Origin of the sequence: Streptomyces sp. CLV115, from assembly GCF_038448545.1 — a bacterium.
Classification (GTDB): domain Bacteria; phylum Actinomycetota; class Actinomycetes; order Streptomycetales; family Streptomycetaceae; genus Streptomyces; species Streptomyces sanglieri.
Map to the genome: position 1 here is coordinate 129,399 of NZ_JBCEWQ010000004.1, position 12,651 is coordinate 142,049.

General features: G+C 71.9%; 7 protein-coding genes. 5 read left to right on the top strand and 2 right to left on the bottom strand.

What is annotated here, in order from left to right:
- Window positions 1–717: 717 nt before the first annotated feature.
- From AADR41_RS02780 to AADR41_RS02790, 3 genes are all read left to right on the top strand, one after another.
- The gene (locus tag AADR41_RS02780; RefSeq protein ID WP_342279756.1) at window positions 718–1,695 is read left to right on the top strand and encodes a ParB/RepB/Spo0J family partition protein; all 978 of its coding nucleotides are present in this window, start codon (window positions 718–720) and stop codon (window positions 1,693–1,695) included.
- Between the two features lie 231 nt (window positions 1,696–1,926).
- Window positions 1,927–6,552, top strand: a complete 4,626-nt coding sequence (locus tag AADR41_RS02785) for a non-ribosomal peptide synthetase (RefSeq protein WP_342279767.1) — start codon at window positions 1,927–1,929, stop codon at window positions 6,550–6,552.
- Between the two features lie 320 nt (window positions 6,553–6,872).
- Window positions 6,873–8,114 carry a 3-deoxy-7-phosphoheptulonate synthase gene (locus tag AADR41_RS02790; protein WP_342279757.1) on the top strand — a complete coding sequence of 414 codons (1,242 nt, stop codon included), beginning with the start codon at window positions 6,873–6,875 and terminating at the stop codon, window positions 8,112–8,114.
- Window positions 8,115–8,249: 135 nt separating this feature from the next.
- Here AADR41_RS02790 and AADR41_RS02795 read toward each other — a convergent pair whose 3' ends face one another.
- Together AADR41_RS02795 and AADR41_RS02800 are read right to left on the bottom strand one after the other, a co-directional pair.
- Window positions 8,250–8,708: a MarR family winged helix-turn-helix transcriptional regulator gene (locus tag AADR41_RS02795; protein ID WP_342279758.1), complete on the bottom strand. Its 459-nt coding sequence runs from the start codon at window positions 8,706–8,708 to the stop codon at window positions 8,250–8,252.
- Between the two features lie 167 nt (window positions 8,709–8,875).
- The gene (locus AADR41_RS02800) at window positions 8,876–10,876 is read right to left on the bottom strand and encodes an anthranilate synthase family protein (protein WP_342279759.1); all 2,001 of its coding nucleotides are present in this window, start codon (window positions 10,874–10,876) and stop codon (window positions 8,876–8,878) included.
- A 214-nt stretch (window positions 10,877–11,090) separates the two neighbouring features.
- On the opposite strand from AADR41_RS02800, the gene AADR41_RS02805 reads away from it, so the two are divergent.
- Both AADR41_RS02805 and AADR41_RS02810 read left to right on the top strand, forming a co-directional pair.
- On the top strand, window positions 11,091–12,251 hold the full coding sequence (locus tag AADR41_RS02805; protein ID WP_342279760.1) for an FAD-dependent monooxygenase: 1,161 nt from the start codon (window positions 11,091–11,093) through the stop codon (window positions 12,249–12,251).
- A gap of 115 nt (window positions 12,252–12,366) precedes the next feature.
- Window positions 12,367–12,651, top strand: a 285-nt coding sequence (locus AADR41_RS02810) for an AMP-binding protein (protein WP_342279761.1), incomplete at its 3' end; no start/stop codon positions are given.

The following is a 12,651-nucleotide window of genomic DNA, read 5'->3' on the forward strand; positions in this document are numbered from 1 at the left end:
GTCAAGGCGACGGGTCCGGCGGGGAGCGCGGGGCGCGCACCACGCCGAGGTGCGCGGAGAGCTCTTCTCCGCCACACCGGCCACCGGCCGGCGGACCCGGCCCCGCGCACCACCGGACGCACCCTCCCCACCGCACGGCCCGACGATTGCCGCGCGCCGGACCGGGCGGTGCGGCAGCGTCGACGTCGACGTGGCGGCGCAGGTGGGAGGGCGCGCGTCCCGGCGGGTCGGCGGCCCGGACGGTACGGGCCGTCCCGTGCGTACCGGGCGCGCGTGGCGGTGCGGGGTGATGCGATGTCCCGGTCTCCGGATGGCCGAAGGGGGGCCCCGGCGCGATACGAGGGCGGGGAACGCCGGTGTGTGCCCGTGGCCAGCACGCTCGTGCGGCGGAGCGCACCGCGGGGCGGGTCCGGGGGTGGCGCGTTCTCGCGCCCGGCGCGGGCCGGAGAGTGGCCGAAAGTCGGCCGAGTGCACTTGTGGGGCGGCGACCCCATCGTCAACCATGCGTGTCAGCAGTCGTGTTGCCGCGTTTTGTCCGCCGGTCGGCACACACATGGCTCGCGGACGCCGGGAACGACAGGGGCGGCGGCGCCCCGGACCGTGTCCCCTCGTGTCCGTCGAACGCAGAGAGGCGCTCCTCCCATGTCCGATGTGCTGGCCGGTAGAGCGGCGCGCCCTTTGCAGACGGGTGAGACCGAAGGCTCTGGGGTCGAGTTGGTGTCCGTGGAGGACCTGGTGCTCGGCCACTCGCCCAGGGTGGCAGGTGAGGACATCGGGCACGCCCGGGCGCTGGCCGAATCGGGGGCGGCGCTGCCGCCGATCGTGGTGCACCGGCCCACGATGCGCGTCGTCGACGGCGTCCACCGGTTGCGCGCCGCGGTGCTGAGGGGGCAGGGGAGGATAGCGGCCCGGTTCGTCGAGGGCACGGACAGGGACGTCTTCGTCCTGGCCGTGCGGCTGAACTCCCGGCACGGGCTGCCGCTTTCGGGGGACGACCGTACGGCCGCGGCCGCCCGCATCGTCGAGAGCCACCCCCACTGGTCGGACCGCAGGATCGCGGGGGTGACCGGAGTCGCGCCGGGAACCGTCGCCGCGCTGCGGCGCCGTTCGACCGGGCAGAGTGATCAGTCGAACGCCCGAACGGGGGCGGACGGTCGGGTGCGTCCGCTCGACGCGGCCGCCGGCCGCGAGGCCGCCGTGCGGGTCATCGCCGAGCGGCCCCATGCCTCGCTGCGCGACATCGCCGCGCAGGCCGGCATCGCCCTCTCCACGGCCAAGGACGTACGGGACCGGATACGAGAAGGGCGTGACCCCGTTCCGCAGAGGCTGCGGAACGGACCACCGGCACCGGAAGCGGGGACGCGGACGATCGCGGTGCGGGCCGGGAGGGGCGCGGAAGGGGCCGCCGCGGCGGATTCGCGGCGGGGGGACCGGGGAACGCCCGGTCGCAGCACCGACAAGCTGTCCGCACTGGTCAGCCTGCGCAAGGACCCTGCGCTCCGTCAGTCCGAACTGGGCCGCTCCCTGCTGCAGTTGCTGAGCGCGCATACCATCGACGACGAGATGTGGCGGCGGCTCGCGGGATCGGTTCCGCTGCACTGCAGCGATGTGGTGGCACAGGTGGCCCAGCAGTGTTCCCAGGAATGGCTGCTCTTCGCGCAGGAGGTGCGGCGGTCCCGGGAAGCGGTCGAATAGCCCAGCCGCCCCCGCCCCACCGCCTCGCCCCGAAGGTGTGAACGGAGCCGCCCCCAAGGTGCGGGCGGAGCCGCCCCGGGGACGTGGACCGAGCCGCCGGACGGTGCCGTCCCCGTAGCGCGGGCGTGGTTTGTTTTTCTTGACATCCCGAGGGCGCACCAACCAGTCTGATTGCCATAGGGAAACCAGTTGGTGTTGCTGCGCCACGCGATGGTGCGGAAAGCGGTGAGCATGCAGAGCCCTTTGGAATCGGTCCTGGTGCAGGCATGGGGGAGCGTCACCGGACTTCGGAACCACTCCACAACGGCACCCCTCACGACGCCCGACGGTCACCTCGCCGAATTCGCGACGGCCATCCGGAACATCCTGGGAATCGACATCGCACCGGAGACGTTGGCCGAGCACCGGACCGTCGCCGATCTCGCCCGGTGGGTCGAGGAATCGCGTGGACGGAGCAACGGCTCGTCGACCACCACCGCGACGAGGGTGATCGGCGAAACGCTGATGAGACCACCGCCGGCCTCCTTCGGGCAGGCGGGATTCTGGTACATCGACCAGTCCTCCCCGAACCCGTCGATCTACAACGCCCCGATCGTGCTGGAGGCGGGCTTCGCCGTCGACCCGTCCCTCCTGGAGCGGAGCCTTCGTAACACCGTGGCGCGGCACGAGGCCCTGCGCACCACATTCCTCATGGCGGACGGCGAGCTCGTGCAGAAGATCTCGCCAGAGCCGCGGTTCGTGTTCGGGGTCCGGGAGGCCACGGACGAGGAGGAGTACGAGCGCATCCTCCGGGGCGTCATGGACCCGCCCTTCGACCTGGCGTCCGGGCCGCTGCTCAGGGTGATGTGCGTGACCGACGGGGCCGGGCGGACGCGCGTCCTGTGCAACGTGCACCATATCGTCTTCGACGCGACGTCAGCCGGAATCCTCCTGGACGAATGGTTCACCGACTACGTGAACCTGCGGGACGGCCGCGAGGTCCCCGACCGCCCCCTGCCGGTGCAGTACCAGGACTTCTCCCGCCGGCAGCGGGAGCGGCTGGATCCGGAATCGCTCGAACGGATGCTGGAGTACTGGGGGGCCAAGCTGGCCTCCCCGCTTCCCCTGCTGGACCTTCCCCTGGACAAGCCCCGCACCACACCGCGGACGCAGGAGGGCGACGTCGCACGGTTCCACGTGTCCGCGTCCCTGGCCGACGCGCTGCGCAAGCGCACGGCGGACGAGGGCGTGACCCTCTTCATGCTGCTGCTCTCGGCCTACGCGGTCTTTCTGCACAAGTACACCCGCCAGCGGGACATCCTCATCGGCAGCCCGGCGTCGTTGCGCGACACCGCCGAGTCGCAGGGGGTGATCGGCTACCTCGTCAACATGATCGTGTTCCGCCACGTGCTCGACGACCGGATGACGCTGGGCGAACTCCACGCGGCCGTCAGGGACGAGGTCATCGACTCCCTCCAGTACAAGCACGCACCGGTGGGAAAGATCACCGAACGCGTGCAACCGGAACGCAGCACCGTCCACCCGCCCGTCTTCCAGACGATGTTCGTCATGCCGCAGAGCGACCCGGAACTCTTCGCGCGGCTCGGTCTCGACGTGGAGACGGAATTGTACGGAAGCCGCAGCGCCAAGTACGACCTCTCCCTGATCGTCGAGGAGGACCGCAACGGCTCCGGAGGGCTCAGCGGGACCTTCGAGTACGACACGAGCCTCTTCGAACGTGCCACGGTCGAGGCGATGGGGCGGCGCTTCCTCCACATCCTCGACCAGTTCGTCCGCACCCCCGGAGCGAGGCTCGCGGACATCCGGCTGCTTCCCCCCGAGCAGGAGCAGGCGACGGTGGAGAAATCCTTGCGCCGCCGGGAGGGAGACGGACCACGCCCCGTCATGGACTCCTTCCGCCGCCAGGTGGAACGGACCCCCGACGGCGAGGCGGTCGTCCGGGACGGCGATTCGCTGACCTACCGGGAGCTGGAGGAGCGGGCCAACCGGCTCGCGCACTGCCTCAGGTCCCGGGGCATCGCGGCCGGAAGCCGCGTCGGCATCTTCCTCGGGCGGTCGACGGACATGATCGTCGCGCTGCTCGGGACGCTCAAGTCCGGCGCCGCCTACGTACCGATCGACCCGTCCTACCCGCCGGACCGCATCGCGTACGCGCTGCGGGACTCCGAGGCCGAACTGGTCATCACCGAGACGGCGCTGTGCGACCAACTCCCCGACACCCACGAACTGTTCGCCGTGGACCGAGAACGCGAGACCGTCGCCTCCTTCCCCGCGACCGACCCGGGCCCGGTCAAGGAGCCCGACGACGAGATCTACGTCATCTACACCTCCGGGTCCACCGGCGCCCCCAAGGGGGTCGTCCTCGACGACGCCACGATCTCCAACCTCGTCGAGCACCAGATGGCCGTCACCGCGGTGGGGGCCGGGGCACGCACCCTCCAGTACATGAGCCTCTCCTTCGACGTGTCCGTCCAGGAGATACTCGGCACGCTCTGCGCCGGGGGCACCCTCGTCCTCATACCGGAGGCGCTGCAGAAGGACCTGAACCAGCTCTGCGCGTTCATGGCACGCGAACGCATCGCCCGCGCCTACTTCCCCTATATCGCGCTCCAGCAGCTCGCCACCGTGTCGATCGCCACCGGAACCCGGCTGGACGCCCTGGAGGAAGTCGTCTCCACCGGTGAGCAACTCGTGGTCTCCCCGCAGATCAGGGAGTTCTTCGCCGCCCATCCCCGGGCGAGGCTGTGGAACATGTACGGTCCCTCCGAGAGCCATGTGGTGTCCGTGCACCGGCTCGACGGCGACCCGGCGCACTGGGGGGAGACGGCGGCCATCGGCCGGCCGGTACCCGGCTTCAGCATGCTGGTCCTGGACGCGAACGGGCACCTGGTACCCCCGGGCATCCCCGGCGAACTGCACCTCGGCGGCCTGATCTCACCGGGCTACAACAACCTTCCCGAGGAGACCGCACGGCGCTTTCTCGCCCATCCCCTCGCATCGGTGGTCCCGAGCCGCAAGGGGCTGCTGTACCGGACGGGCGACCTGGTGCGGATCAACACCGACGGGAACTTCGAATACCTGGGCCGGACCGACGCCCAGCTGAAGATCCGGGGCTACCGCATCGAACCGTCCGAGGTCGAAGCCGCACTCAACGGCCTCGACCCGGTGGACGCGTCGGCCGTCGCCGCCGTCCGGTTCGACGACGGCGACCAGCGGCTCGTCGCCTTCCTCGCCGCGCGCGAGCGGATCGGCGGCGGCGAACTGCGGCGCCTGCTGCGCCCGTTGCTGCCCGACTACATGGTGCCCTCGCACTACGTCTTCCTCGACCGGATCCCCACCGCCCCCAGCGGAAAGATCGACCGCAAGGCCCTGCCGGCGCTCTTTTGGCCCGGCACCGCCGAGACGACGGACACCACACCGCTCAGCACCCCGACCGAACGCGAGATCGCCTGCCATTGGCGCGAACTCCTCAAGACCGGGACGATCGGCGCGCACGACGACTTCTTCGCCCTGGGCGGTCACTCCATCCTGGCCGTCCGGCTGGCGGCTCGGTTGAGGGCGGACTTCGCCGTGGACATCGCGCTGCGCGCCCTGCTCGACAACCCCACCGTCGCGGGCATGGCGGCCCGCGTCGACGCCCTCACCGCCCCGACGGGCGGGGCCCGCCCCGCGGCCACGGTCCCCGACCTGCGCGCCGACGTACGGCTGCCGGCCGGCCTGACCACCCGCGGCGTACGGGCCACGGACCGGGAGTACGGGCCACGCACCACGGCGGGCGCCCGCGACGTACTGCTGACCGGCGCCACCGGCTTTCTCGGCGCCTACCTGCTGCGCGACCTGCTGGCGCACACCCGGGCCCGGGTGCACTGCCTGGTCAGGGCGGAGAACCCCGAGCGGGCCCGGCGACGACTGGCGGACACGGCTCGCCGCTACCGCCTCGACCACACGGCCGACGACCCCCGGGTGGTGCCCGTCTGCGGCGACCTCGCCCGGCGGGACATGGGCCTGGACGCGCAGGCGTACGCGGCCCTGTCCGGCACGGTCGAAGCGGTCTACCACGCGGCCGCGCACATCAACTTCATGGCGCCCTACGCTTCGGTGCGGGCGACGAACGTCGACGGCATGGCCGAGGTGCTCGCGTTCTGCGCCGACGGCACGCCCAAACCCCTGCACTACGCCTCCACCATCGCGGTGTTCTCCCGCGCGGAGGACCAGGGCGTGATCTCCGAGACCAGCGTCCCCCGGGACGCCGAACACCTCGGCATCGGCTACACCCAGAGCAAATGGGTCGCCGAGCAGCAGGCCCTTGCGGCCCGGCGGCTCGGACTCCCGGTCACCGTCTACCGGATGGGCCGGATCGCCGGGGACAGCACCACCGGCGCCTGCCAGCCGGACGACTTCCTGTGGCGGCAGATCAAGAGCTTCGTGCAACTGGGCTCGGCACCGCCCGCCCACCAACTGCGCACCGACCTGCTGCCGGTGGACTTCGTCAGCCGCGCGCTGGTGCTGCTCTCCCGGCAGGAGGACCACCCCACGTACCACCTGTTCCACCCCGAGGGCGCGGACTTCGAGGTCGTGCACGAGGCGATCAGGAGAGCCGGCTACCCGCTGAAGGTGGTTCCGGGCGACGAGTGGTTCGCCGCCCTGGAACGGTCGGCGGCGTCCGGCGCCACGAACGCGCTCGCCGCGGCCGTCCCGCTGTTCCAGGAAGGCGCGCTGGAACTGGGTGAGAACACATACGCGAACGAGGCGACCGCGCGGTCACTGCGGCGCCTCGGCATGGAGTTTCCGGCCATCGACGTCGCGGCCGTGACCCGGATGATCGAGTACTTCCGTCAGACAGGGGGGCTCGACTGAGCCGTCCGACGGCCGCCGATCCGCCCATTGGGCCCGCCTGCCGGACTCCCCGGCGGATTCGGCACCGTCCACGCCCCGGGGGCCCGGGTCCCCGGGGCCGCTTCCGCCGGCCTGCCGCCTCGCGGTTCCGGGCCGCCCGGCGAACGCCCGGGACGCGACGTGCCCCGCGGACAACACCCCGCCATCCGTCCCGCAGTCCCGAACAGCGCGCACGAAGCTCAGCCGGCCGCACCCGCGCGGCCGTCCGGCCGCACCGCGGCCCCGATCCGAGAATCCGCTGCTCCCCGGCCCGAGAGCCGGGGCATCCCGGGAGATGACCAGTGAACGACGGTACGTCAGTGGCCGGCCCCGACGTGGGGGACATCGATCCGGCTCCGATCCAGGGCCTTCCGGCGGCCCAACAGCCCGACTGGCCGGACCCGGCACAGGTGAAGACGGTCCGGGCGACTCTGGCCGGGAGCGACCCGCTGGTGCGGTGGGACGACGTGCGGCAACTGGGCGGCCTGCTGGCACGGGCGGCCGAGGGCGAGCTGTGCGTGCTGATGGCGGGCGACTGCGCCGAGGACCCCGCCGAGTCCTCGGTCGCCGATGTCGCGCCCAAGGCCGAGATGCTGGACATCCTCGGCGACATCATGAGAGTGGGCGCCGGCCGGCCGGTCGTGAGGGCCGGCCGGCTGGCGGGGCAGTTCGCCAAGCCCAGGTCGCAGATGTACGAATGCGTCGTCGGCGGCAGCGTGCCGGTCTACCGGGGCCCCATGGTCAACGGGCCGGAGCCGACCCACCGGGCACGGCGGGCCGACCCCGGCCGGATGATCGGCGGCTACCGGGCCGCGCGCGAGGTCCTCCGCTCGCTCGACGCCATCGGCCGGGGCGCCGGCGCCGCACCGCTGGACCGGGTGTGGACCGGCCACGAAGCCCTGCTCCTGGACTACGAGGCACCGTTGGTGCGGCCGACCGGCGACGGCGGACGCTACCTCGCCTCCACGCACTGGCCGTGGATCGGCGAACGCACCCGGCAGACCGACGGCGCGCACGTACGGCTGCTGGCACGCCTGGAGAACCCGGTGGCGTGCAAGGTGGGCCCGCGCACCACCGTCACCGAGGTGCTGCGCCTGTGCGCGCTCCTCGATCCGGAACGCATCCCCGGCCGGCTCACTCTCATCGCCCGTTTCGGCGCGACGCAGATCGACCGGCTCGGCGCCCTGGTGCGCGCGGTGCGGCTGGCCGGCCATCCCGTGCTGTGGATGTGCGACCCGATGCACGGCAACACCGTCCAGGACCGGACCGGCCTGAAGGTCCGTCACCTCGATGCCATCATGGACGAGATCCGCTGGTTCCTGTCGATCGTCTCCGACCACGGCGGCAGATGCGCCGGACTGCACGTGGAGGCGTCGCCCCTGGACATCGGCGAATGCGCGGGCGCCGGAGTCACACCGGTGCGCGGCCCGCGGTACCGGACCCTGTGCGACCCCCGGCTCAATCTGATGCAGGCCGTGGCCGTGGCCGCGCACTGGCAGCAGCGCGCGGTCCGGCAGGGCGAGCGGACGGCCATGCCCTCGTGACGACGGGCAGGGGGAGGCGCTGTCCGCATCCGGACGCGGACAGCACGCCGAACGGTGGGCGGGTACTCCTTCGCCCGTGGCGCCCCCGGCCACCGCCGTGCGCCGGTCCACCGGGGATCGGGGGGAGGGCGGCGCTCAGTGCAGCAGGGTGTCGATCGAGTCGGCGACCTTCTGGCACATCTCGGTGAACATGGCCTGCTCGCCGGGCGAGAGCACCTCCACGGCAGCCCGGAAGTTCTCCTGCCGGCTGCGCGCGGCACTGGCCAGGAAGGCGTGCCCCCTCGGAGTCAGCGACGTCGTGTGCTCCCGCTTGTCCTCACCGAGCGCCGCCTGCTCGATCAGCTCCAGGTCCTTCAGGACGCGCAGCGCCTTGGACGCGGTCTGCCGCGACACCCCCAGGGACTCGCTGAGCCGTGACGGGTTCATCGCACCGCGGATACGGAGCGTCTCCAGGACGTCGTACTGCTGCCAGTTGATGCCCTCGGGGTTGGTCGCGGTGCGCCGTGCGACCAGGACGCACTGCAGATGGGACAGCGCGTCCTCCAGCTCGGAGGGCGGGCTGAGCTGTGCGTGGACAGCGTCTGGGTCCGTCATCGGTGAGCTCCTTCTGAGGCGGACACGGTGGGCCGGGGCCGCTGTGATGTCCGATGCACCCCTACTTGGTTTCCGGATGGAAATGATGCAAGCATAACCGGCTTCTCGACGGAGGGACGGGCCGCCCCATTTCGGGGCGTCCCCCCCCCGCAGTGCCCCGCGGACGCCTACACCGCCCCCTCGCGGGACGCGTCCCGCATCAGGCCCAGGAACAGTTCGGCCCCGGAGCGGCTGAGGACGGACTCCGGATGGAACTGCACCCCCGCGACACCGGGACCGCGCAGCGCGATCACCTCGTCCGTGCCCGGCAGCCGGCAGAGCTCCACCCCGGCCCGGTGCAGGGCCCCGGCCGGGCCGCCCCCGGCGCGCACGGAGAAGGAGTTGTAGAAACCGACGGTCGCCGGAGTGCCGAACACCTCGATCGTGCGTTGTGTTCCCTGCCGGGGCCGCTCGGCGCGCGAAACGGTCAACCCCAGGCAGGAGGAGAGCAGTTGGAAGCCGAGGCAGATGCCCAGGACCGGGTTCTTGCCGGCGCGCGCGTCGGCCAGCAGCCGTCGGGACAGGTCGCGGAGCCGTGCGACGCGGCGGTCGCCCGTGTCGTCGGGGTCGCCGGGCCCGGGGCCGAGGACCACGGGTCCGCGGTGCGCGGCGAGCGCGCGCTCCAGGCCGGGGCCGTCGTACCGGTGCACGGCGGTCCGCAGTCCGAAGGCGCGCAACAGGTGGGCCAGCATGGCGGTGAAGTCGTCCTCGGCGTCGATCACCAAGGCGCCGTCCCCCGGGACGTCCCCCACCGGGCCCGGCCTCCTCGTCCCGTCCCCGGGCTCCAGCCAGAAAGGGGCGAGGTTCTCGCGCCGGGCGGCCAGGCACTTGAGGACGCGCGGCGACGACAGCGACACCTTGGGCCCGGCCGGGGCGTCCGCCGCGCGCGGGTCCGGGCCGCCCAGCGCGCCCAGCACGCCGGCGAGCTTGGCCCGCGTCTCGGCGGCCTCGGAATACGGATCGGAGTCGCGCACCAGCGTCGCGCCCACGGGCATCCGCAGCGCCCCGTCGGGCGCGATGTCCATCGTGCGGATCAGGATGGGGGAGTCCAGCCAGGGGGAGCCGTCGGTGTCGTTCCCGAAGAGCGCGAGGGCCCCGGCGTAGTAGCCGCGACCGCTCGGCTCGTAGCGGCGGATCACCCGGCAGGCGCTCTCCAGCGGACTGCCGGTGACGGTCGCGGCGAACATGGTGCGCGACAGCACCTCCCGCACGTCCCGCACCCCGCGCCCGCCGATCTCGAACTCGGTGTGCGCCAGGTGGGCCATCTCGCGGAGGAACGGGCCGCGCACCCGGACGTCCCGGTCGGCGACCGCGCAGAGCATCTTCAGCTCCTCGTCGACCACCATGTACAACTCGTCGGTCTCCTTGGCGTCTTCGAGGAACGCGAGCAGTCCGTCCGGGTCCGGGCCGGTCGCCGGATAGCGGTAGGTGCCGCTGATCGGGTTCAGCACCACCTCGTCGCCCCGGACCCGTACATGGGCCTCCGGGCTCGCGCCCACGAGGGTGCGGCCCGCGCCGGCTCCGTCCCCGGCACCGGTGTGCACGCAGAACGTCCAGTAGGCGCCCGACTCGCCCGTGACGAGCCGGCCGAACAGGGCCAGCGCCACCTGCGGGCCGTAGCCGTCCAGATGGGCGGTGAAGTCCCGGCGGATCACGAAGTTGGCGCCGGTGCCGCGGGCGATCTCCTCGCGCACGATGCGGTCCACGACGGCGGCGTACGCGTCGTCGTCGAGGTCGAACCCCGCGCCGGTCAGGGCGATCGGCGCGTCCGGCAGCGCGGCCAGCAACTCGTCCGTGTCGATCCGGTGGACCCGCTCGACCTCCAGCACCTGGAGTGGGGTCGCGTCGTCGTGGCATTCGAGGCCGCGTTCGCGGATCTGCCGGAAGGGGACGAGCGCCAGGGCGCCGGGGCCGGTGACGTCCTTCCCGGGCAGCGGGATGCCGGATATCCGGTCGGCCTCGGTCATCCGGCCGAGCAGTAATTCGACCGGGCCGGGTTCTCCGGTTTCCGGATCGGTGCGCCGCAGCAGTGCGAACGCGGGGGTCTCGGGGGCGCCCAGCAATTGGCCGACGATTTCGGCGGCGGTGGGGGAGCAGGTGGGTCCGGTGGACAGGTCGGTGCGGGCCATGCGCGGATTCTCCTCGAAAGAGCGTCGTGTTCCAGACAAGTCATCCGAAGCAATATGGTTTCCGAATGGAAATTACATGCTAGCGTCGGAGTGCGCCGGTGGCCATGTCGTCCCGTTCGGCCCCGACGCGTCCGGGCCTCGACGAGGGGTGGACGCGCCATGCCGCCCTCGCGCCGGTCCGGATCGGCGACTCACAACGACCCAGGGAGGAATCGTGCGGATCGCGGTGGTCGGAGGAGGGCCCGGTGGCCTCTACCTCGCGGCGTGGGCCAAGCAGTTCGACCCGGCGGGCGAGGTGGTGGTCTGGGAGCGCAACCGCGTGGGCGACACCTTCGGATTCGGTGTGGTGTTCTCGGACGGGACGCTCCTCGACGTCAAGGAGACCGACCCCGCGCTGTACGACGCGATGGCGGCGCGGTCCGCGCGCTGGGCGGACATCGCCGTGCGCTACCGGGGCGAGGTGGTGCGCAGCGCCGGGCACGGGTTCGCGGCCATCGGCCGCAAGGAGCTGCTGCGGCTGCTGCACCGGCGCTGCGCGGAGGCGGGCGTCACGCTCCGCTTCGGTGAGCAGGGTCCTCCGGTGGAGCGGCTGCAGGCGGAGTACGACCTGGTCGTCGCGGCCGACGGGGCCAACTCGGCCATTCGGTCCGGACGTCCGGATGTGTTCGGGACCTCGCTCGACACCCGTACCTCGCGCTACATCTGGCTCGCCGTCGACAAGCCCTTCGACGCGCTGACCTTCCTCGTCGCCGAGAGCGGGCACGGGGCCCTGCACGGTCACGCCTATCCCTTCAGCGCGGAGCTGAGCACCTTCATCGTCGAAGCCGACGAACACGCCTGGCGGGCCGCGGGGCTCGCCGCGCCGATCGCCGGCGTGACCCCCGACGGGAGTGACCGGTTCGCCGTCGAGCGGCTGGAGGAGATCTTCGCCGACACCCTCGACGGGCACCGGCTCACCGGCAACCGGTCCCGGTGGCGGAGGTTCACGGTCGTCCGCAACCGCCGCTGGCACCAGGGGAATCTCGTGCTGCTCGGGGACGCCGCCCACACGACGCACTTCTCCATCGGATCGGGCACCAGGCTCGCCATGGAGGACGCCCTGGTGCTGGCGGGTCTCCTCCGGGACCACGGCTGCCTCGGGGGCGGCGGTGGTTCGCCGGAGGCCGCGCTCGTCGCGTACGAGCAGCTGCGCGGGCCTGCCGTGGCGGCGGTTCAGCGGGCCGCGCAGGCCAGCCTGGAATGGTTCGAGGACATCGGCCTGGCCGTGGGGCGCGAGGCGTCGCAGTTCGCGTTCGAGCTGCTCACGCGCGGTGGCCGGTTGTCCTATGAAGACTTGACAGCGGCGGTTCGCCCATCGGATAGTGGTTTCCGATAGGAAATCAGTTTGCTCGTGTCGGATACCGGAGCGAGCCTTCGGGCGACCGAATTCACTGCCTTCTCCCCTGGGTTCCCCGGGAACGACCAGGGCTGCGCGGAAAGGAACGCGAGGCATGTCCAGCCTCACATCCCCCGACTTACCGGCCGACCTCACTCTTCCCCGGCTTTTCGAGAAGACGGTGGCGAGGTTCGGTGCGCGCACCGCGCTGGTGCACAGGGGCGAACACATTTCGTACGCCGAGCTCAATTCCCTCGCCAACAAGGCTGCCCGATCGCTGCGGCAGGGGAAAGTGGGCCGGGGCACTCCGGTCGGCCTCCACCTGAACCGTTCGGTCGAGCTCTACGTGATGATGCTCGCCGTCCTGAAGGCCGGGGGGTGTGTCGTCCCCCTGAACCTG

Bases quoted from the DNA above. Each gene is read 5' to 3' on its own strand.
- AADR41_RS02800 (WP_342279759.1), bottom strand. From the start codon at position 10,876: ATGGCCCGCACCGACCTGTCCACCGGACCCACCTGCTCCCCCACCGCC.
- AADR41_RS02785 (WP_342279767.1), top strand. From the start codon at position 1,927: ATGCAGAGCCCTTTGGAATCGGTCCTGGTGCAGGCATGGGGGAGCGTC.
- AADR41_RS02795 (WP_342279758.1), bottom strand. From the start codon at position 8,708: ATGACGGACCCAGACGCTGTCCACGCACAGCTCAGCCCGCCCTCCGAG.